Consider the following 20,517-nt stretch of genomic DNA (forward strand, 5'->3'; position numbering starts at 1 on the left):
TCAGCGCAGCTCCGCCCGGAACGCCACCGGAGTCTGCCCGGTGTGCAGGTGGAAGAACTTGGTGAAGTTCGCCGCGTCGGGGAAGCCCACGGCCGCGCCGACGCGGCCGATCGGCAGGTCGGTGTGGGCGAGGAGGCGCTTGGCCTCCAGGACGACGCGTTTGTCGATGAAGCCCTTGGGGGTCTCGCCGGTGGCGGCGCGGACGGCGCGCACGAGGGTGCGGCGGGAGTAGCCGAGGGCGTCGGCGTAGGCGCTGACGCTGTGGTTGGTGGCGAAGCCCTGCTCGACGGCGTCCCGGAAGCGAGTGAAGGTGCTGTCCGCCGGCGGCCGGCCCGCCTCGGCGGAGCTGGCCGCGAGGTGCGCGAGGCGCAGCAGGCACGCGGTCAGGGTGTGGCGCAGGACGGCCGTGTGCAGGCTCAGCGGGAGCGTCGCGGTGTCCTCGTACTCGCGGCGCAGCTGGTCGAGGGCGGCCTGGAGGGCGGTGAGCCGGTCCGGGTCGGGGTGCAGCAGGGGCGGCAGGTCGTAGCGGTACAGGCCGGTGGCCTCGACGGTGGCGCGCGGCAGGAAGCCGGGCTGCATGGTCAGGACGGTTCCGCGGTACACGGCCTCGCGGGAGAAGCGGTGGACCTGTCCGGGGCGGATCCACAGCAGGTCGCCGGCGCCGGCCTCGTACTCGGTGAAGTCGATCATGTGCTGTACGGGGCCGTCGGTGAACAGCATGACGACGTGGAAGTCGATGCGGTGGACGCGGTGCAGGGGGGCGTCGGCGTGCCAGGTGTGGTCGGTCCCCATGGGGCCGATCTGCATGCCGACGCCGCCGACGGCCAGCTCGGTCGGGAAGGGGAAGGTCCTGATGCCGTCACCGTCCGCACGTGACCCCTCACCTTGGGGCGTTCTGCCTGTCATGTCCTTTTCGTGCCGTCCCTGTCGCGCGATCACTGTCCCAGATTCACCACAGGCTGACACACCCCGACCTTTCCTCGAAAAAGTCAGACTTTTAAGTTTGAACGCGTCAGGCCAGTTTTCCCGCACTGAACGAGGACTTCTTGAAGATGACCACGCAGACTTCCGACGGCTTCGAGTGGACCGACCTCGACCGGCGTGCCGTGGACACCGCCCGTCTTCTGGCGGCCGATGCGGTGCAGAAGGTGGGCAACGGCCACCCGGGCACGGCGATGAGCCTGGCGCCTGCCGCGTACACGATCTTTCAGAAGGTGATGCGTCACGATCCCGCCGACCCCGAGTGGACCGGCCGTGACCGCTTCGTTCTCTCCCCGGGCCACACCTCGCTGACCCTCTACACGCAGCTGTTCCTGGCCGGGTACGAGCTGGAGCTGGACGACCTGAAGGCGTTCCGCACCCATGGCTCCAAGACCCCGGGCCACCCGGAGTACGGCCACACCGCCGGCGTCGAGACCACCACCGGCCCGCTCGGCCAGGGTGTCGCCAACGCGGTCGGCATGGCGATGGCGGCCCGCTACGAGCGCGGTCTGTTCGACCCCGAGGCCCCCGCGGGCACCTCCCCCTTCGACCACACCGTCTGGGCGATCGTCTCCGACGGCGACCTGGAGGAGGGCGTCTCCGCCGAGGCGTCCTCGCTCGCCGGCCACCAGAAGCTCGGCAACCTGGTCTTCCTCTACGACGACAACCACATCTCCATCGAGGGCGACACCGCGACCGCCTTCTCCGAGGAGGTGCTGAAGCGGTACGAGGCCTACGGCTGGCACACCCAGCGCATCGAGCCCACCGCCGACGGCGACATCGACGTCCCCGCCCTGTACGCGGCGCTGCAGGCCGCGCGGGCCGAGACCGAGCGGCCGTCGATCATCGCGATGCGCACGATCATCGCCTGGCCCGCCCCGAACGCGCAGAACACCGAGGCCTCCCACGGCTCCGCGCTCGGTGCGGAGGAGATCGCCGCCACCAAGCGCGTCCTGGGCTTCGACCCGGAGGAGAGCTTCCAGGTCGGGGACGAGGTGCTGAAGCACACCCGGCGCGCCCTGGACCGCGGCGCCGAGGCGCACGCCGCCTGGGACAAGCGGATCGCCGAGTGGCGTGCCGCCCAGCCGGAGCGCGCCGCGCTGTTCGACCGGGTGAGCAAGGGCGAGCTGCCCGAGGGCTGGGAGCAGAGCATCCCCGTCTTCGAGGAGGGCAAGCCGGTCGCCACCCGCGCCGCCTCCGGCAAGGTGCTGCAGGCGCTCGGCCCCGTGATCCCCGAGCTGTGGGGCGGCTCCGCCGACCTCGCCGGGTCCAACAACACCACCATCGACAGCACCAGCTCCTTCCTGCCCGAGGGCAACCCGCTGCCCGAGGCCGACCCCTACGGCCGTACCGTCCACTTCGGCATCCGCGAGTTCTCCATGGCCGCGGAGATGAACGGCATCGCCCTGCACGGCAACACCCGCATCTACGGCGGCACCTTCCTGGTGTTCTCCGACTACATGCGCAACGCGGTGCGCATGTCGGCGCTGATGCAGCTGCCGGTGACGTACGTGTGGACGCACGACTCCATCGGCCTCGGCGAGGACGGACCCACCCACCAGCCCGTCGAGCACCTGGCCTCGCTGCGGGCGATCCCCGGCCTGAACATCGTCCGCCCGGCCGACGCCAACGAGACCGCGATCGCCTGGGCCGAGATCCTGAAGAGGCACGCCACCAGCCCCGCCCCGCACGGGCTCGCGCTCACCCGCCAGGGCGTGCCGGTGTACGCGCCGAACGAGGACGCGGCCAAGGGCGGCTATGTGCTGCGCGAGTCCTCGACCGAGGTCCCGGAGGTGATCATCATCGCGACGGGCTCCGAGGTGCAGCTGGCCGTGGCCGCGCGGGAGCGGCTGGAGGCCGAGGGGATCGGCACGCGGGTGGTGTCGATGCCGTCCGTGGAGTGGTTCGAGGAGCAGCCGCGCGCGTACCGCGAGCGGGTGCTGCCGCCGTCCGTGAAGGCCCGGGTCGCCGTGGAGGCCGGGATCGGCCTGACCTGGTACCGGTACGTGGGCGACGCGGGACGCATCGTCTCCCTGGAGCACTTCGGCGCCTCCGCCGATGCCAGGACCCTGTTCGCCGAGTTCGGCTTCACCCCCGAGAACGTCGCCGCGGCGGCCCGCGAGTCCCTCGCCGCCGCCCGCGCCTGACACCGACACGCCCGACACCTTCCCCGAAAGAAAGATGATCACTGTGACCGAAGCAATCGCGACCCCGGGAGCCCTCAAGCGCCTCGCCGACGAGGGCGTGTCGATCTGGCTCGACGACCTGTCGCGCAAGCGGATCACCTCGGGCAGCCTCGCCGAGCTCGTGGCGAGCGGGAGCGCCGTCGGTGTCACCACGAACCCCTCGATCTTCCAGGCCGCCATCGGCTCCGGCGAGGGCTACGAGGAGCAGCTGAGCGACCTCGCCGTACGCGGGGTGACGGTGGACGAGGCGGTGCGGATGATGACGACCGCCGACGTGCGGGCTGCCGCCGATATCCTGGATTCCGTATACAGCGCATCGCAGGGTGTGGACGGTCGCGTCTCCATCGAGGTCGACCCCCGTCTCGCCCACGACACCGAGGCCACCGTCGCCGAGGCCAAGCAGCTGGCCTGGCTGGTGAACCGCCCCAACGTGATGATCAAGATCCCGGCGACCAGGGCGGGCCTGCCGGCCATCACCGAGGTCATCGGCCTGGGTATCAGCGTCAACGTGACCCTGATCTTCTCCCTGGAGCGCTACCGCGAGGTCATGGCCGCCTACCTGGCCGGCCTGGAGAAGGCCCGCGAGCGGGGCCTCGACCTCGCCACGATCCACTCGGTCGCGTCCTTCTTCGTCTCCCGCGTGGACTCCGAGATCGACAAGCGGCTGACCGCCCTCGGCACCGACGAGGCCCTCGCGCTCAAGGGCCGCGCGGCCCTCGCCAACGCCCGGCTCGCCTACGAGGCGTACGAGGAGGTGTTCGGCTCCGAGCGCTGGCTGTCGCTCGCCGGGGCCGGGGCGAACAGGCAGCGCCCGCTGTGGGCCTCCACGGGGGTGAAGGACCCGGCCTACAAGGACACCCTCTACGTGGACGAGCTGGTCGCCCCGGGCACGGTCAACACCATGCCGGAGGCCACCCTGAACGCCGTCGCCGACCACGGCGAGATCACCGGCGACACGGTGACCGGCGGCTACGACCGGGCCCGCGCCGACCTGGCCGCCGTGGAGCGGCTCGGCATCTCCTACGCCGAGGTCGTCCAGCGGCTGGAGGACGAGGGCGTCGCCAAGTTCGAGGCCGCCTGGCAGGAACTGCTGGACGCGGTGGCGACGTCCCTGAAGAGCAAGGGAGCTGACGCCCGATGACCGAGAACGCACCCGCCGCCGAGGCCTCCGCGCCTCAGGCTCCCGCGCCTCAGGCGCCCGCCCCCGAGGCGGTGCGGGTCCCGGTGGGCCCGGCCGCCGGCTGGGAGAACCCGCTGCGGGACACCCGCGACCGCCGGCTCCCCCGGATCGCGGGCCCGTCGGGGCTGGTCATCTTCGGGGTGACCGGTGACCTGTCCCGCAAGAAGCTGATGCCGGCGGTGTACGACCTCGCCAACCGCGGTCTGCTGCCGCCGGGCTTCTCCCTCGTCGGGTTCGCCCGCCGGGACTGGGAGAACCAGGACTTCGCGGAGGTCGTGCACAACGCGGTGAAGGAGCACGCCCGCACCCCGTTCCGCGAGGAGGTGTGGCAGCAGCTCGCCGAGGGCATGCGGTTCATCCCCGGCGACTTCGACGACGACACCGCCTTCAAGCAGCTGAAGGACGCCGTCGAGGAGCTGGACGCCTCCCGCGGCACCGGCGGCAACTTCGCGTTCTACCTCTCGGTGCCGCCGAAGTTCTTCCCGAAGGTCGTGCAGCAGCTGAAGAAGCACGGCCTGGCGAGCCCGCCCCAGGGCTCCTGGCGGCGCGCGGTCATCGAGAAGCCGTTCGGCCACGACCTGGGCAGCGCCCGCGAGCTGAACGCGATCGTGCACGAGGTGTTCGAGCCGGACCAGGTGTTCCGCATCGACCACTACCTCGGCAAGGAGACCGTCCAGAACATCCTGGCGCTGCGCTTCGCCAACCAGATGTACGAGCCGATCTGGAACCGGTCGTACGTCGACCACGTGCAGATCACCATGGCCGAGGACATCGGCATCGGCGGCCGCGCGGGCTACTACGACGGCATCGGCGCCGCCCGTGACGTCATCCAGAACCACCTGCTGCAGCTGATGGCGCTGACCGCCATGGAGGAGCCGATCGCGTTCGACGCGGAGGCGCTGCTCACCGAGAAGCTGAAGGTGCTGAAGTCGGTGCGGCTGCCGGAGGACCTCGGCAGGCACACCGTGCGGGCGCAGTACGCGGGCGGCTGGCAGGGCGGCGAGAAGGTGGTCGGCTACCTCCAGGAGGAGGGCATCGACCCGAAGTCGAAGACCGACACCTTCGCCGCGATCAAGCTGGGCATCGACAACCGCCGCTGGGCGGGCGTCCCCTTCTACCTGCGCACCGGCAAGCGGCTGGGCCGCCGGGTCACCGAGATCGCGGTGGTCTTCAAGCGGGCCCCGCACTCCCCCTTCGACTCCACCGCCACCGAGGAACTCGGGCAGAACGCGATCGTGATCCGCGTCCAGCCGGACGAGGGCATGACCGTGCGGTTCGGCTCCAAGGTGCCGGGCACCTCGATGGAGATCCGGGACGTGTCGATGGACTTCGCCTACGGCGAGTCCTTCACCGAGTCCAGCCCGGAGGCGTACGAGCGGCTCATCCTGGACGTGCTGCTCGGCGACGCGAATTTGTTCCCCCGTCACCAGGAAGTGGAAGAGTCCTGGAAGATCCTCGACCCGATCGAGGAGTACTGGGCGGCGCACGGCAGGCCGGCGCAGTACGCGTCGGGCAGCTGGGGACCGAGTGAAGCGGACGAGATGCTCGCACGAGACGGACGGAGCTGGCGCAGGCCATGAAGATCGACCTGACCGACACCACGGCAAGCAAGATCAACAAGGCGCTGGTGCAGGGCCGCCGCGCCATCGGCACCCCGGCCGTGGGCATGGTCCTGACGATGGTCATCGTCACGGACGAGGAGAACGCCTACGACTCGATCAAGGCCGCCGAGGACGCCTCGCACGAGCACCCGATGCGGACCCTGGTCGTCATCAAGCGGCACGTGCGCACCCTGCGCGACCGCACCCACTCCCGGCTCGACGCCGAGGTCCGGGTCGGCTCCGAGGCCGGCACCGGCGAGACGGTCGTGCTGCGCACCTACGGCGAGGTGTCCGACCACGCCGACTCGGTCGTGCTGCCGCTGCTGCTGCCGGACGCGCCGGTCGTCGTGTGGTGGCCGGTGGACGCGCCGGACACCCCGTCCGAGGACCCGCTCGGCGCGCTCGCGCAGCGGCGGATCACCGACCTGTACGCGTTCGAGCGGCCGATGGAGGTCCTGGAGACCCGCGCCCGCAACTACGCCCCCGGTGACACCGACCTCGCCTGGACCCGGCTCACCCTGTGGCGGTCCATGCTGGCCGCCGCGCTGGACCAGGCCCGGGTGCCGATCACGACGGCCGCCGTCGAGGCCGAGGCGGCCAACCCCAGCGCCGAACTGCTGGCCCGCTGGCTGGAGGCCCGCCTGAAGGTGACCGTGGACCGGGTGGTCACCGCCGGACCGGTCGTCACCGCCGTACGGCTCGGCACCCAGAACGGCGAGATCCGCATCGACCGCCCCGAGGGCCCCCTCGCCACGCTGACCCTGCCCGGCCAGCCGCCGCGCACCCTGGCCCTGAAGGTCCGCCCCACCTCCGAACTCATCGCCGAGGAGCTGCGCCGCCTCGACGCCGACGAGATGTACGCCATCGCCCTGAAGGGCGAGGCCGCCAAGGAGAACGCCTGAGATGGCCCAGTCCGAGTCAGTGAAGCTCACCAACCGGCCCGAGTGGACGGCTCTCGCCGACCACCGCGCCGAGGGGCAGCCGCACCTGCGCGAGCTGTTCGCGGCGGATCCCGGCCGCGCCGAGCGGTACGTCGTACGGGTCGGCGACCTGTACATCGACTACAGCAAGCATCTGATCACCGCCGAGACCCTGGCCCTGCTGCAGGAACTCGCCACCGCCACCGGCGTGTTCGCGCTGCGTGACGCCATGTTCCGCGGCGAGAGGATCAACGTCACGGAGAACCGTGCGGTCCTGCACACCGCGCTGCGCGCCCCCCGGGACGCGGTGATCGAGGTCGACGGCGAGAACGTGGTCCCGAAGGTGCACGCCGTCCTCGACAAGATGGCCGGCTTCGCCGCCAAGGTCCGCTCGGGCGAGTGGACCGGCCACACCGGCAGGCGCATCAGGAACGTCGTCAACATCGGCATCGGCGGCTCCGACCTCGGCCCGGCGATGGCGTACGAGGTGCTGCGCCCCTACACCGCGCGGGAGCTGACGTTCCGGTTCGTGTCGAACGTGGACGGCGCCGACCTGCACGAGGCCACCCGTGACCTGGACCCGGCGGAGACCCTGTTCATCGTCGCGTCCAAGACGTTCACCACGATCGAGACCATCACCAACGCGACCTCGGCCCGTTCCTGGCTGCTCAAGGCCTTCGACGGCGACGAGAAGGCGGTCGCGAAGCACTTCGTGGCGCTGTCCACGAACGCGGAGAAGGTCACCGGGTTCGGCATCGACCCGGACAACATGTTCGAGTTCTGGGACTGGGTCGGCGGCCGCTACTCGTACGACTCCGCGATCGGCCTGTCGCTGATGATCGCGATCGGACCGGACCGGTTCCGGGAGATGCTCGACGGCTTCCGGCTGGTCGACGACCACTTCCGCACCGCCCCCGCCGAGGCCAACGCACCTTTGCTGCTGGGCCTGCTGGGCATCTGGTACGGCAACTTCCACGACGCCCAGTCGCACGCGGTGCTGCCGTACAGCCACTACCTGTCGAAGTTCACCGCCTACCTCCAGCAGCTGGACATGGAGTCCAACGGCAAGTCGGTGCAGCGGGACGGCCGGCCGGTGGAGTGGCAGACCGGGCCCGTGGTGTGGGGCACGCCGGGCACCAACGGGCAGCACGCCTACTACCAGTTGATCCACCAGGGCACCAAGCTCGTCCCGGCCGACTTCATCGGCTTCGCCCGGCCCGTCGGCGAGCTGAGCGAGGAACTCAAGGCGCAGCACGACCTGCTGATGGCCAACTTCTTCGCCCAGACCCAGGCCCTCGCTTTCGGCAAGAGCGCCGAGGAGGTCCGCGCGGAGGGTGTGCCCCAGGAACAGGTCACGCACCGCACCTTCCGCGGCGGCCACCCCACCACCACGATCCTCGCGGGCTCGCTGACCCCGTCCGTGCTCGGCCAGCTGATCGCCCTCTACGAGCACAAGGTGTTCGTGCAGGGCGCGGTGTGGAACATCGACTCCTTCGACCAGTGGGGCGTGGAGCTGGGCAAGGTCCTCGCCAAGCGCGTCGAGCCCGCCCTGACCGAGGGCGCTCAGGTCCCCGGTCTCGACCCGTCCACCACGGCCCTCGTCGCCGCCTACCGCACCCTCAAGAACGCATCGGAAGTGAACTGATATGCAGCTCGGTCTCATCGGTCTCGGCAAGATGGGCGGCAACATGCGCGAGCGGATCCGCCGCGCCGGCCACACCGTCATCGGCTACGACCGCAACCCCGAGGTCTCCGACGTCAAGTCCCTCGCCGAACTGGTCGAGAAGCTGGACGCGCCCCGCCATGTGTGGGTGATGGTCCCGGCCGGCACCGCCACGCAGACCGTCGTCGACGAGCTCGGCGACCTGCTCGAGCCAGGCGACACGGTGATCGACGGCGGCAACTCCCGCTGGACGGACGACGAGAAGCACGCCGCCGCCCTCGGCATCAAGGGCATCGGCTTCGTCGACGCCGGTGTCTCCGGCGGTGTGTGGGGCCTGCAGAACGGTTACGCGCTCATGGTCGGCGGCGACAAGGAGCACGTCGACCGGCTCCAGCCGATCTTCGACGCGCTCAAGCCGGAGGGCCCGTACGGCTATGTCCACGCGGGCCGGGTCGGTGCCGGGCACTTCTCCAAGATGGTCCACAACGGCATCGAGTACGCCATGATGCAGGCCTACGCCGAGGGCTGGGAGCTGCTGGAGAAGGTGCACTCGGTGGAGAACGTCCGCGAGGTGTTCCGCTCCTGGCAGGAGGGCACCGTCATCCGCTCCTGGCTGCTGGACCTCGCGGTCAACGCCCTGGACGAGGACGAGCACCTCCAGAAGCTGCGCGGCTACGCGGAGGACTCCGGCGAGGGCCGCTGGACGGTGGAGGCGGCGATCGACAACGCCGTACCGCTCCCGGCGATCACCGCCTCCCTCTTCGCCCGGTTCGCCTCCCGGCAGGACGACTCGCCGCAGATGAAGATGATCGCGGCGCTGCGCAACCAGTTCGGCGGCCACGCGGTCGAGAAGAAGGACTGAGCCGCCGTGGGCGACCTCTTCCTGGTCCGCCACGGTGAGACGGAGTGGAGCAGGTCGGGACAGCACACCAGCTTCACCGACCTGCCCCTGACCGGGCACGGCGAGGAACAGGCCAAGTCCCTCGCCCCGCTCCTCACCGGCCGGACCTACGCCCTGGCGCTGGCCAGCCCGCTGGACCGCGCGCTGCGCACCGCCGAACTGGCGGGCCTCGTCGGGGTCGTGCCCGAGCCCGACCTGCACGAGTGGGACTACGGCGGCTACGAGGGCATCACCACCGCCGACATCCACCGCACCCGCCCCGGCTGGGACCTGTGGACCGACGGCGTGCCGCCCGGCCCCGAGGGGCATCCCGGCGAATCACCGGAGGAGATCGGGGCCCGCGCCGACCGCGTGCTGGCCCGGGTGTCCCCGGCCCTGGCGGAGGGGGACGTGATCCTCGTCGCCCACGCGCACGTCCTGCGCGTGCTCACCGCCCGCCGGCTGGGCCTGCCGCCCGCCGAGGGCCGGCTGTTCCAGCTGGCCACCGGCACGGTCAGCCGGCTCTCGACCGAGCACGGACGGCCCGTGATCGCCGAGTGGAACAGACGGGCCTGACGGCCCGTCCGCCGCGGCCCGGTTCACCCCTGGTGAGCCGGGCCGCAGTGGTACATCAGCGCCTTCCCGCAGCCCCGGTTCAGCCCTGGTCAGCCGGGCCGCAGTGGTACATCAGCCGGTCCGGTCGGCGGGGTCGTAGGCGGCCGGCGGGAGGAGCGCGCAGTGGGCGGCGGTCCAGTGCAGCAGCGCGCCGACCGGGCGGGCGGCCGTCAGGGCGCCTGGGCGCAGACGGGTCGGACAGCCGTGACAGCCCCTCCTACAGCCCTGGTTCACCCCTGGCGGGCCGGGCCGCAGTCGTACAGCCGGTGGGACCGGTCGCCGGAGTGATACGCGGCCGGCGGGACCAGCGCGCAGTGGGTGGCCGTCCAGCGTACGAGCCCGCCGACGAGGGTGCCGTCCCGGTGCCCGGCCAGGACGTCGCCCCGGGACAGGACGACGTAGCGCAGCCGGCCGGAGTCGAGCAGGGCGTGGAAGCGCGCGGACGAGGGATACGGGACCCGTCCGGTGAAGCCGCCCATGGGCATGACGTGCGCGTTCGCCGAGATGACGTAGGGCGCGGCGGACCACCAACCGGGGATCGCCGCGAGATACTCGGCGCTGCCGCGGTGGGCGGTGAGGTAGGCGAGCAAGTGCCGCTGGGCGGGGGCCAGTCGGGCGAGCGGGTTGCCCTGGCGATGGCTGCTGGGGCCGACGCGGCCCAGCGAGCCGGGCTGGTTGTAGCGCGGTGACAGCGCCGACGCCGACCACGCGGCGGGCACCAGCAGGACCGCGGCCAGTCCCGCGGCCAGACCGGCGGTGACCATGCGCGGGCGGTGCCGGATCGCGGTCAGGGCCAGGCCGGCCACCGCGAGGATCGCGGCGGCCGGGGCCGACCAGGGCAGGAAACGCGGGTACCACAGGGTCAGCGCCACACACCAGGCGGCATTCCCGGCGAGCGCCACCGGCAGTACCCAGGCCTGTCGGCCGCCGCTCAGGGCCGCCCGCCAGGCCGCCGCGACACCGGTGCCGGCGAACGCGGCGAGGGGCACCGCGACCACGCCCATGTAGTAGGTGTGCCCCGTCACGCTGCCGAAGCTGAAGACGAGGAAGAACGTCGCCAGCCACACCCCCCACAGCACCTGGCCCGCGAGCACGCGGTCCGTACGGGCGGCGCGCCGCCGCCACAGGGCCACCGCCCCGCCGACCAGGCCCAGCGCGGCGAGCGGGTAGAGCCACCCGGTCTGCGTGGCGAGCCCCGGGCTGAACATCTTCCACACGCTGTCGCCCATGCCGGGACCCGAACCTGCTGCCCGCAGGCTGGCGTTGGGTGCGACGCTGCCGGTGCCGGCCGCGTCGACACCGACCGTGTGGAAGCGGGTGAGGAAGTTGTAGCCGACGACCAGACCGAACGCCGAGTTGTCCGTGGTGCCGTCGAGATACGGCCGGGCGGAGCCCGGGGTGAGGGTGGCCACCGCCATCCACGACACCGACACCGCGAAGGTCACCGCGGCGGCGAGCGCGAGATCGCGCAGCCTGCGGCCGAGGCTCCGGGGAGCCCCGACGAGGTAGGCGGCGGCCAAGGCGGGGAGCACCGCCCAGGCCTCCAGCATCTTGCACTGGAAGGCCACGCCCACCCAGAACCCGGCGAGCAGCAGGGGGACGAGCCTGCCCCGCTCGGTCGCCCGCCAGACGGCCTCGGCGGCGAGGAGCAGCAACAGGACGAACGGCGCGTCCTCGGTGACGGACCGTCCGAGGCCGACGGTCACCGGAGTGAGGGCCAGGAAGGCGGGCGCCAGCAGCCCGGCGGGCACGCCCGCCCAGCGTCGTACCAGCACATGGAGCAGAAGCACCGAGGCCACGCCCTCGAGTGCCTGCGGCAGCACCAGCGCCCACGGGTGGAAGCCGAAAACCAGCGCCGACAGGGCCTGCGGCCACAGGAAGCCGGGCAGCTTGTCGATGGTGAGGGTGTTGCCCGGGTCGAAGGAGCCGTAGAAGAAGGCGGTCGGGCTGTCCGTCATGCTGCGCACCGCAGCGGCGTAGAACCCGTGGTACGAGCTGTGGCCGAGACCCCACAGGGACAGCAGCGCGGCGAGCGCGGCTATCGCCGCCAGCGCCGGACGCTCGTACGCGCGGGCACGCGGGCGGGGCGGGGCGGCGGGTGGCGGCCCCTCGCCCCGGACGGCCGACTGGGTGGGGGTGGTCAGCATGAACGGCCTTTCGGGCTCCCGGAAACGCAGTGATCCGGGCGCGGCGTGCAGGCCGGATCTCGCGGAGTATCCGCCGCCTGACATGTACGGAGCCTGAACCGCAGCTGAACCCGATGGAGGTCTCACCGGCCTCTCACTCGTGCGGTGGGTCCGGTAAGACGCCGGTGGGTTCAGGGCAAGAGCCGTCCGGCGTGCTGGGCCGCGAGACGGACCGGGGCGTTCGCGGCGCCGTATCCCCGGTAGCCGGGGTCGCGCTGGACGAGTTCGAAGAAGACCCGGCCGACGGTCTCGGTGTAGCAGTGCCGGAAGGCGCCGCCCGCGTCCCGGTCGTAGAGGATGCCGAGGTCGCGGTACGTCTCCAGCTCGTCGTCGGCGAGGTCGTACCGGGCGGCGAGGTCGTCGTGGTAGTTGGCCGGCACCGGCAGCAGCCGGCCGCCCGCGGCGCGGAAGGCGCGGGCCGCGGCCACCACGTCGTCGGTGGCCAGCGCGATGTGTGCCGCGTGCGCGGTGTCGTCGGCGGGGGCCGCGCCGACGCCGAGGGCGATACGGACGCTGCCGTCGGCGTTGCTGACGGCGCGGCTGCGCATCAGGCCGTAGGGGTCGGCGAGGTCGACGCTCGCCTGGGCGGTGAGGCCGAGGACGCTGCGGTGGAAGAGAGTGGCCTCGTCGAAGTGGTGCCAGGGCTGGGTGACGGCGAGGTGGTCGATGCGGGTGGCTTCGATCCGGGTGCCCTCGCTGCGGGTCGCTTCGATGCGGGTCGCTTCGATGCGGGTCGCTTCGATGCGGGTGGCTTCGCTGCGGGTGGCTTCGCTGCGGGTCGCGGAGGGCGCCGGGGTGACCGGAAGGCCGGTGAAGTCGGCCCGCCAGTCGGGGAGTTCCGGATCGCCGGTGGCGCAGAAGAACAGTTCCGTGCCGTCGGGGGCGGCGACGGCGTCGAGCGGGGCGTCCCCGGGGGCGCGGCGGCGGGGCAGGGCGGGGGCGAGCAGGGCTTCGGCGCGGCGGGCGGCAGCGGCGGGGTCCGGGGACTCCAGGCCGATCGCGGCCAGCCGGGGGCCGTCACGGCGGGCGGTGGCGGCGGTGTTGACCAGGATCCGGGCCTCGCCGCGCTGCCACAGGTCGACGGGCTTGCCGCGGTGCCGGGCGGCGCGGGTGAAGCCGAGCGCGGTCAGCAGCGCGGTGACGGGTTCGGCGTCCGGGGTGAGGAGTTCGGCGAAGGCCACTCCGGTGGGCACGACGGGCGGCGGCAGCTCGGCGGTGCCGGCGGCCTCCTTCAGGAGCAGCAGGGAGCGGTGGGCGTCCACGGCGGTGGGGCCGGCGTCGGCCTGCCGGAAGACGTCGTTGAAGACCTCCAGGGACAGCGGCCCGCGGTACCCGGTGGCGAGGACGTGCCGCACCAGCCCGGTGACGTCGAAGCCGCCCTGTCCGGGGAAGCAGCGGTAGTGACGGCTCCACCGCAGGACGTCCATCGCGAGCAGCGGGGCGTCGGCGAGCTGCAGGAAGAAGATCTTCTCGCCGGGGATGTCCGCGATTCCCTCGAGGTCCTCGGGTGCGGAGGCGCGGGAGAGGATGTGGAAGCTGTCCAGGCAGACGCCGAGCGCCGGGTGGCCGGCGGCCTCGACGATCCGCCACGCGTGCCGGTAGGTGTTCACGTGCCGCCCCCAGGCGAGCGCCTCGTACGCCACGCGGATGCCGAACTCCTCGGCGAGCTCCGCGAGTTGGGCCAGCTGACCGGCCGCTCGGGCGTCGTCGTCCACGGCGTGGGGCGACACGCTGGAGCACACGAGGACGGTGTCGGCGCCGAGCCGGTTCATCAGCTGGAACTTGTGCCGGGCGCGCCGCAGATTGCCCGCGAAGACCTCGTCGGGCACGCCCTCGATGTCCCGCATCGGCTGGTACAGATCGATGCTCAGCCCGAGGTCGGCACAGCGCGCGCGGATCTCCTCGGGAGCGAGCGGGCACGCCAGGAGATCGTTCTCGAAGATCTCCACCCCGCCGAACCCGGCCCGCGCGGCGGCGGCGAGCTTCTCGGTGAGGGTGCCGCTCAGGGAGACGGTGGCTATGCAGGTGTGCATACCTGTACTCCTCGTCATCCGACCGCACTCCCCGAGCGCTCGGCGCCCACCAGCTCCTCGAAGTCGGCCAGCATCCGATGGGCGTCCGGCTCTCTCCCCGTGAACAACCGGAACGCGTCGGCGGCCTGGAACACGGCCATCCCGCCCCCGGGCAGAACGGCGCACCCCCGCGCGTGAGCCACCCGCAGCAGCTCCGTCCGAAGCGGCCGGTAGACCACCTCGGCGACCCACAGCCCGGGATGCAGCAGCCCGGCCGGGAGAGGCAGCCCGGGATGCGCGGCCATCCCGGTGGGCGTGGCATGCACCAGGCCGCCACGGCCGTCGGCGTCGCCGAGCAGCGCCGGAAGCCGGGCCACGGTCGCCGCCGCGGCCCGGCCGGGGCCGAAGTGCCGTACCAGGGACTCGGCGAGGCCGGCGGCCCGCGCGGGCAGCGCGTCGACGACGGTGACCCGCCCGGCGCCCAGGGTGAGCACGGCATGGGCGACAGCCGCCCCCGCGCCGCCCGCGCCGAGCTGGACGACCCGCTCCAGCGGGGCGTCGGGCAGGCCGCGCGCGAAGGAGGCGGCGAATCCGGTCACGTCGGTGTTGTGGCCGACCGCCCGGCCGTCGTCGAAGACCACGGTGTTGACCGCGCCGAGCGCCTCGGCCCGCGGGTCGAGCGCGTCCAGGTGGCCGATGACCAGCTGCTTGCAGGGATGGGTGATGTTCAGGCCGTCGTAGCCGAGGTCGCGGGCGGCGCGGACCAGGTCGCCGACGGCCTCCGGCGCCCGGCCGAGGACGTCGAGGTCGAGGAGCCGGTAGAGGTGGCGCAGGCCCTGCCGGTCCGCCTCCCGCTGGTGCAGGGCGGGGCTGAGCGAGGGGCCGATCCCGGCCCCGATCAGCCCGACGAGATACGAGTCCTTGGCCACGTGGCCCTCCCGAGGCGGCGCTAATGTACGAACCAGTACGTTAGCTATATCAGCCGCCAGTGCCGCGCGGAAGACCCGGGCGGCCGCCGGGGCCCTGCTTCTACAATCACCGGCACGCACCCAGCAAGCGCGCCGCCCAGGCGCCCACCGGCCCGAAGGACAGCGATGACCAGCGTCGAAGAGCCCGTACGACCCGGGGGACGGGTGCGCGACGCGGCCCGCACCAAGGCCGAGATCCTCGACGTGGCCACGCAGGAGTTCGCGCGGGCGGGCTACGACGGAGCCCGGGTCGACGAGATAGCGGCCCGCACCCGCACCACCAAGCGGATGATCTACTACTACTTCGGCGGCAAGGAGCAGCTGTTCACGGCCGTGCTGGAGCGGGCGTACGGGGTGATCCGCGAGGCCGAGCAGCAGCTGGACGTCGAGCACCTGGACCCCGTCGCCGCGATCCGCCGCCTGGCCGAGCTGACCTTCGACCACCATGAGCGGCACCCGGACTTCATCCGCCTGGTCAGCATCGAGAACATCCACGGCGCCGAGCACATCGCGGCCTCCGAGAAGCTCGGGAGGATCGGCTCCCCGGCCCTGGAGGTGATCCGCCGGATCCTCGGCGCGGGGCAGGAGTCGGGGTTGTTCACGGCGGACGTCGACGCGGTCGACCTGCACGCGATGATCAGCGCGTTCTGCTTCTTCCGGGTGGCCAACCGGCACACCTTCGGCGCCCTGTTCGGCAGGGACCTGGTGGACCCCGGCCGGCGGGAGCACTACCGGACCATGCTCGGGGACATGGTGATCGCCTACCTGACCGCGGAGCGCGCGGCCGGCTGACCCCGGCGGGCCCGCGCTCGCGCACGGACCGGCGCACGGACTCTTGACAGCGGGGAAACACGGGCGGAACATCCCACCCACCACGACTAACTATCCAGTGGGTTAATTAGCGGGGCCGAGATCCGGCCCTCGCCCGCTCCCTCCCCTCGTCGCTCACGCCGCCCTTCCGTAGGGTGGGCGTCCCCCGAAGGAGCACCGCCGTGTCCGTCCCCGCCCCCGCGTCCGCCGCCGACGCCCCTCCCGGCCAGCACTGGAAGGCGGCGACGGCCGCCTGGATCGGCAGCGCCCTCGAGTACTACGACTTCTTCGTCTACGGCAGCGCAGCCGCGCTGATCTTCCCGAAGGTGTTCTTCGACTCCTCCGACCCGGCGACCGCGACCCTGCTGTCGCTCGCCACCTTCGGCGTCGCCTATGCCGCCCGCCCGCTCGGCGCCCTGGTCCTCGGGCACGTCGGCGACCGGCTCGGCCGCAAGAAGATCATGGTGTTCACGCTGATCCTCATGGGCCTGTCGACCTTCCTGATCGGCTGTCTGCCCACCCGCGCCCAGGCCGGCTCGCTCGCCCCGGTGCTGCTCGTGCTCTGCCGTGTGCTGCAGGGCATATCGGCGGCCGGCGAGCAGGCGAGCGCGAGTTCCATGAGCCTGGAACACGCGCCGGCGGACCGGCGGGGCTTCTTCACCAGCTTCACGCTGAGCGGCACCCAGGGCGGCCAGCTCATCGCCACCCTCGTCTTCATCCCGGTGTCCCGGCTCCCCGAGCACCAGTTGCTGTCCTGGGGCTGGCGGGTGCCGTTCTGGCTGAGCGTGGCGGTCGCCGTCACCGGTTACGTCATCCGGCGCCGGCTGCGCGAGACCCCGGCCTTCGCGCAGCAGGCGGCGACCGAGGGGGTGGTCCGGCTGCCGCTCGCGGTGCTGGTGCGCGAGCACTGGGCGGACGTGCTCCGGGTGATCGCGGGCGCGCTCATCGCCTCGGTCAGCACGATCTTCACGGTGTGGGCGCTGGCCTACGCCACCAGTGACGCGGTCGGCATGTCCCGTACGTTCATGCTGTGGGTGGGCGCCCTGGCCAACCTCTTCGCGCTGGCCGCGATCCCGCTGTGGGCGAAGCTCTCGGACCGGATCGGGCGCCGGCCGGTGTTCCTGACCGGCGCGGTGGGCAGCGCGGCCGCGATGGCCGGCTATCTGTGGGCGGTCTCCACGGGCTCCCGCCCGCTGACCCTGACCCTCGGAATCGTCGCCTTCGGTCTCGTCTACAGCGCCGCCAACGGGGTGTGGCCCGCCTTCTACGGCGAGATGTTCGCGACCCGGGTGCGGCTGTCGGGCCTGGCCGTCGGCACGCAGATCGGCTTCGCGGTGGCCGGGTTCGCGGTCACCTTCGCCGCCGAGATCGCCGGTCCGGGCGGTGACGACTGGCCGTCGGTCGCCCTGTTCACGGCCGCGCTGTGCCTCCCCCCGGCCCTCGCGGCCCTCACCGCCCGCGAGACGCACCAGGTCCCGACCGAACTGCTCGGCGAACGACCGGACAGCCGGGCGAAGCGAGCGGAACGGGTCACGGCGGTCTAGGGCCGTACGGTTGGCGGCCCGGGGCCGCTGCCGGGTTCACCGGGCCGCGCGGGCCGTACGTGCCTGCGCGGCCCGGCCCGTCCGCCCCGCGCACCCACGGTCCGCGCCGTTCCCCTACGGCTTCGGATGCCGTGGCTCGTAGAGGGCGAGTTCGCCGCCGCCCGGCAGGCGCAGGGCGGTCACCCGGCCCCAGCGGGCCTCCTCCACCGGCCGGGTGAACTCCACGCCCCGCTCGGCGAGTTCGCGCCGCGTCGCGTCGAGGTCGTCGCACATCAGCATCAGCTCGTGCGCGGGCTCGCCGTCGGTGGGGTGACAGGCCACCTCGGCGGGCGGCGCCTGGAAGATCAGCCATCCGTGGCCCGCGTCGACATGCGTCCACCCGAGCGTGTCCCGCAGGAAGGCCCGGTCGGCCTCCGCGTCCCGGCTGTAGAGCACCACGTGTGCACCGTTGATCACGCGCGGAGGGTAGAGCAGCGGGCGGGTCCGGACAAGCACCGCCCCCCGCCCGCGAGCCGCTGCATCCCGGTGGCCGCGGCGCCGTGCTCCGCACCGGCCGCACTGCCACACCGGCGCGATCACCGCAGGGCCGGGCACCGGCAGCATCGCCGCTCCCCTGCGCCGGCCGTACCGCCTCCAGCGCCGGCGCACCGCCTCCATCTGGTGCACCGCCCCCACCGCCTGACGCAACGCCTCCACCGCCCGGCGCGCGCAACGCCTCCACCACCCGGCGCGCACCGCCTCCACCGCCTGGCGCATCCCACACCCGCACGCGCGGCGGCGCCGCGGCACCCCCGCACCGGCCGTCGCCGGCCGCCCCACCGGCCGCGTGCGAAGGGCCGCCCCTCCCCCTCACCCGCCCGGCCCCACCGCCGCGTCGAGCAGGGGTCCGAGTTCCCGTACCGCCGTGGTCAGGGGGCGGGCGTCCTGTTCGGCGCGGGCCATCAGGATCGCGCCCTCCAGGGTGCTGATCATCAGGGTGGCCAGGGATTCGGCCCGTGCCGCGGGGACACCCATGCCGGTCAGGGCCTCGGCCAGCGGGGTCCGCCAGGTGGTGAACGCGGCGGCCACGGCCTCGCGGGTCGAGCCGCCGGCCGAGGCGCAGTCGATGGTGGCCGCGGCGACCGGACAGCCCCCGGCGAAGCCGCGCGCCGCGTACTCGTCGGTCCACTGCGCGACCATCGCCGCGAACAGGCCGCTCGGCGTCGGCTCCTTCAGCCCCGCGAGAAAGCGGGCGATCCGCTTGCCGGCATACCGTCCGGCCCAGCCGACCGCCTCGTTGACCAGCTGTTCCTTCCCGCCCGGGAAGTAGTGCTGGAGCGAGCCGCGCGGTGCTCCCGCGTGCGCGGCGACCTCCCGCATGCCGGTCGCGGCGACGCCGTCGCGCCGGATGAGCTGGGCCGCGCTGAAGACCATCCGCTCCCGCGGCCCGTGCCTCGTCTCGCTCATCGCCGCCCTCCCGGTCCTCGCTCTCCCCACCCTATGACCGGCGTCATAACCGACGCTACTATGACAGCGGTCATAGTCGGCGACCTGAGCGAAGGGCGGTCCCGTGAACGTCGGTTTCATCGGTCTCGGAGTGATGGGCCGCCCCATGGCACAGCGCCTGGTGTCCGCCGGTACTCCCCTCGTGGTCTGGAACCGGACGCCGGAACGCGCCGCACCCCTGCGCGCGGCCGGCGCCACGGTCGCCGGGGACGTGGACGAGCTGTTCGCCGCGGCGGACGTGGTGCTGCTGATGCTGGCCGACGAGGCCGCCGTGGACGCCGTCCTCGGCCGGGGCACGCCCGCGCTGGCCGGACGGGTCGCCAGGCGCGTCGTCGTCCACATGGGCACCACCTCCCCCGAGTACTCCCACGCCCTGGAGGCCGACGTACGTGCCGCCGGCGGACGGTACGTCGAGGCACCCGTCTCCGGATCGCGGGTACCGGCGGAGGAGGGCCGGCTGGTGGCGATGCTCGCCGGGGACCCGGACGCCGTGGACACCGTACGGCCGCTGCTCGCGCCGTTGTGCCGGGAGACGTTCGTGTGCGGTCCGGCGCCCGGCGCGCTGCTGATGAAGCTGGCCGTGAACCTCTTCCTGATCACCCTGGTGACCGGACTGACGGAGGCCTTCCACTTCGCCGAGCGCCAGGGCCTGGACCGGCGGCTGTTCCTGGACGTCCTCGACGCGGGACCGATGGCCAGCGCGGTCTCCCGGATGAAGGCGCCGAAGCTGTTCGACCGGGACTTCTCGGTGCAGGCGGCCGCGCTGGACGTGCTGAAGAACAACCGGCTCATCGCCGAGGCGGCCCGCAAGGCGCACCTGGCCTCACCGCTCCTCGACGTGTGCCACGCCCTGTTCGAGGAGACGGTGACCCAGGGGTACGGCGGCGAGGACATGGTCGCCGTACTGCGAGCGATCGAGACGCGGACCGCCGGGGCGTCGTAACGGGGAACCGGCCGCGGGTCAGCGCTTCGGGATGCCGTACACCCGGTCGACGTGCAGCCGCACCACCAGGCGGTGGTCGCGGACCATCGCCGCCCGGTAGTCGTCCCAGTCCGGATGCTCGCCCTGGACGTCCCGGTACAGGCGGATCAGTTCCTCGACGGTGGCGTCGTGCGGGTCACGGGCGACCGGGGAGAGTTCGGCATCGCCCTCGGCGACGGTGAACGCCCAGCGGTCGGCGCTGGTGACGTGGTAGGAGGCGCGGGGGTCGCGGCGCAGGTTGCGGGTCTTGGCGCGGTCGTCGGTGACGGAGATCCGGATGACGTGCTCGTCGGGGTAGTAGGCGTGGTTGACGTTGGACAGCTGGGGGCGGCCGTCGCGTTTGAGGGTGACCAGCAGGCCGGCGTTGCCTTCCGAGAGCAGTTCCAGCAGCGCGTCCTGGGCGGGGGCGGAGTCTTCACTCATGACAGCGTCAACTCGGCGGCCCGGGCCCCGCATTCCCTGCGCACGCCCCCGTAGACAGTGTCTACGCCCGCCTGGTAGACA

17 protein-coding genes are annotated in these 20,517 nt (G+C 72.4%); 10 read left to right on the forward strand and 7 right to left on the reverse strand.

Annotation, left to right across the window (positions count from 1 at the left end; translation table 11 throughout):
* Window positions 1-906, reverse strand: a complete 906-nt coding sequence (locus ABB07_RS05480; RefSeq protein WP_208897643.1) for a helix-turn-helix domain-containing protein — start codon at window positions 904-906, stop codon at window positions 1-3.
* Between the two features lie 146 nt (window positions 907-1,052).
* Here ABB07_RS05480 and tkt point away from each other — a divergent pair, with 146 nt between their 5' ends.
* The 7 genes from tkt to ABB07_RS05515 are packed head-to-tail and all read left to right on the forward strand — an operon-like array spanning window position 1,053 to window position 9,987.
* A complete protein-coding gene (gene tkt, locus ABB07_RS05485) occupies window positions 1,053-3,128 on the forward strand; it encodes a transketolase (RefSeq protein ID WP_208897644.1) in 2,076 nt (691 codons plus the stop codon).
* Window positions 3,129-3,162: 34 nt separating this feature from the next.
* Entirely contained in the window at window positions 3,163-4,308 is a 1,146-nt protein-coding gene (gene tal, locus ABB07_RS05490; protein ID WP_208897645.1) for a transaldolase, read from the forward strand.
* A complete protein-coding gene (gene zwf, locus ABB07_RS05495) occupies window positions 4,305-5,927 on the forward strand; it encodes a glucose-6-phosphate dehydrogenase (RefSeq protein ID WP_208897646.1) in 1,623 nt (540 codons plus the stop codon). Before tal ends, zwf begins: the two co-directional genes overlap by 4 nt.
* Window positions 5,924-6,850, forward strand: coding sequence for a glucose-6-phosphate dehydrogenase assembly protein OpcA (opcA, locus tag ABB07_RS05500; RefSeq protein ID WP_208897647.1), 927 nt, complete (start codon window positions 5,924-5,926; stop codon window positions 6,848-6,850). The genes zwf and opcA overlap by 4 nt, the downstream gene beginning before the upstream one ends.
* Before the next feature lies 1 nt (window position 6,851).
* Complete coding sequence (gene pgi, locus ABB07_RS05505) at window positions 6,852-8,513, forward strand: glucose-6-phosphate isomerase (protein ID WP_208897648.1); 1,662 nt, start codon at window positions 6,852-6,854, stop codon at window positions 8,511-8,513.
* 1 nt (window position 8,514) lies between these two features.
* Window positions 8,515-9,393, forward strand: coding sequence for a phosphogluconate dehydrogenase (NAD(+)-dependent, decarboxylating) (gene gnd / locus ABB07_RS05510; protein WP_208897649.1), 879 nt, complete (start codon window positions 8,515-8,517; stop codon window positions 9,391-9,393).
* A 6-nt stretch (window positions 9,394-9,399) separates the two neighbouring features.
* Window positions 9,400-9,987: a histidine phosphatase family protein gene (locus ABB07_RS05515; RefSeq protein ID WP_208897650.1), complete on the forward strand. Its 588-nt coding sequence runs from the start codon at window positions 9,400-9,402 to the stop codon at window positions 9,985-9,987.
* 269 nt (window positions 9,988-10,256) lie between these two features.
* Here ABB07_RS05515 and ABB07_RS05520 read toward each other — a convergent pair whose 3' ends face one another.
* The 3 genes from ABB07_RS05520 to ABB07_RS05530 all read right to left on the reverse strand — a co-directional run bounded on the left by ABB07_RS05520 (window position 10,257) and on the right by ABB07_RS05530 (window position 15,153).
* On the reverse strand, window positions 10,257-12,173 hold the full coding sequence (locus ABB07_RS05520) for a glycosyltransferase family 39 protein (RefSeq protein ID WP_208897651.1): 1,917 nt from the start codon (window positions 12,171-12,173) through the stop codon (window positions 10,257-10,259).
* A gap of 170 nt (window positions 12,174-12,343) precedes the next feature.
* The gene (locus ABB07_RS05525) at window positions 12,344-14,245 is read right to left on the reverse strand and encodes a sugar phosphate isomerase/epimerase and 4-hydroxyphenylpyruvate domain-containing protein (protein WP_208897652.1); all 1,902 of its coding nucleotides are present in this window, start codon (window positions 14,243-14,245) and stop codon (window positions 12,344-12,346) included.
* 14 nt (window positions 14,246-14,259) lie between these two features.
* On the reverse strand, window positions 14,260-15,153 hold the full coding sequence (locus tag ABB07_RS05530; RefSeq protein ID WP_208897653.1) for a shikimate dehydrogenase: 894 nt from the start codon (window positions 15,151-15,153) through the stop codon (window positions 14,260-14,262).
* Between the two features lie 165 nt (window positions 15,154-15,318).
* Between ABB07_RS05530 and ABB07_RS05535 the strand changes: the two genes are divergently transcribed.
* Both ABB07_RS05535 and ABB07_RS05540 read left to right on the forward strand, forming a co-directional pair.
* Window positions 15,319-15,984: a TetR/AcrR family transcriptional regulator gene (locus ABB07_RS05535; protein ID WP_208897654.1), complete on the forward strand. Its 666-nt coding sequence runs from the start codon at window positions 15,319-15,321 to the stop codon at window positions 15,982-15,984.
* Window positions 15,985-16,184: 200 nt separating this feature from the next.
* A complete protein-coding gene (locus ABB07_RS05540; RefSeq protein WP_208897655.1) occupies window positions 16,185-17,546 on the forward strand; it encodes an MFS transporter in 1,362 nt (453 codons plus the stop codon).
* A 114-nt stretch (window positions 17,547-17,660) separates the two neighbouring features.
* Here the strand turns inward: ABB07_RS05540 and ABB07_RS05545 are convergent, their stop codons facing one another.
* Window positions 17,661-18,002 (reverse strand): VOC family protein, encoded by a 342-nt coding sequence (locus ABB07_RS05545; protein ID WP_208897656.1) that lies wholly within the window; start codon window positions 18,000-18,002, stop codon window positions 17,661-17,663.
* A 393-nt stretch (window positions 18,003-18,395) separates the two neighbouring features.
* Window positions 18,396-18,992, reverse strand: a complete 597-nt coding sequence (locus tag ABB07_RS05550; protein WP_208897657.1) for a TetR/AcrR family transcriptional regulator — start codon at window positions 18,990-18,992, stop codon at window positions 18,396-18,398.
* A gap of 103 nt (window positions 18,993-19,095) precedes the next feature.
* On the opposite strand from ABB07_RS05550, the gene ABB07_RS05555 reads away from it, so the two are divergent.
* The gene (locus ABB07_RS05555; RefSeq protein WP_208897658.1) at window positions 19,096-19,974 is read left to right on the forward strand and encodes an NAD(P)-dependent oxidoreductase; all 879 of its coding nucleotides are present in this window, start codon (window positions 19,096-19,098) and stop codon (window positions 19,972-19,974) included.
* An 18-nt stretch (window positions 19,975-19,992) separates the two neighbouring features.
* On the opposite strand, the gene ABB07_RS05560 is transcribed toward ABB07_RS05555, so the two are convergent.
* Complete coding sequence (locus ABB07_RS05560; RefSeq protein ID WP_208897659.1) at window positions 19,993-20,436, reverse strand: PPOX class F420-dependent oxidoreductase; 444 nt, start codon at window positions 20,434-20,436, stop codon at window positions 19,993-19,995.
* Window positions 20,437-20,517: the final 81 nt, after the last annotated feature.

The organism is Streptomyces incarnatus, from assembly GCF_001027185.1.
GTDB lineage: Bacteria > Actinomycetota > Actinomycetes > Streptomycetales > Streptomycetaceae > Streptomyces > Streptomyces puniciscabiei.

Excerpts from the sequence above, each read along its gene's own strand:
- ABB07_RS05480 (WP_208897643.1), bottom strand. The coding sequence starts at position 906 with ATGACAGGCAGAACGCCCCAAGGTGAGGGGTCACGTGCGGACGGTGAC.
- tkt (WP_208897644.1), top strand. The coding sequence starts at position 1,053 with ATGACCACGCAGACTTCCGACGGCTTCGAGTGGACCGACCTCGACCGG.
- tal (WP_208897645.1), top strand. The coding sequence starts at position 3,163 with ATGATCACTGTGACCGAAGCAATCGCGACCCCGGGAGCCCTCAAGCGC.
- zwf (WP_208897646.1), top strand. The coding sequence starts at position 4,305 with ATGACCGAGAACGCACCCGCCGCCGAGGCCTCCGCGCCTCAGGCTCCC.
- opcA (WP_208897647.1), top strand. The coding sequence starts at position 5,924 with ATGAAGATCGACCTGACCGACACCACGGCAAGCAAGATCAACAAGGCG.
- pgi (WP_208897648.1), top strand. The coding sequence starts at position 6,852 with ATGGCCCAGTCCGAGTCAGTGAAGCTCACCAACCGGCCCGAGTGGACG.
- gnd (WP_208897649.1), top strand. The coding sequence starts at position 8,515 with ATGCAGCTCGGTCTCATCGGTCTCGGCAAGATGGGCGGCAACATGCGC.
- ABB07_RS05520 (WP_208897651.1), bottom strand. The coding sequence starts at position 12,173 with ATGCTGACCACCCCCACCCAGTCGGCCGTCCGGGGCGAGGGGCCGCCA.
- ABB07_RS05525 (WP_208897652.1), bottom strand. The coding sequence starts at position 14,245 with ATGCACACCTGCATAGCCACCGTCTCCCTGAGCGGCACCCTCACCGAG.
- ABB07_RS05535 (WP_208897654.1), top strand. The coding sequence starts at position 15,319 with ATGACCAGCGTCGAAGAGCCCGTACGACCCGGGGGACGGGTGCGCGAC.
- ABB07_RS05550 (WP_208897657.1), bottom strand. The coding sequence starts at position 18,992 with ATGAGCGAGACGAGGCACGGGCCGCGGGAGCGGATGGTCTTCAGCGCG.
- ABB07_RS05560 (WP_208897659.1), bottom strand. The coding sequence starts at position 20,436 with ATGAGTGAAGACTCCGCCCCCGCCCAGGACGCGCTGCTGGAACTGCTC.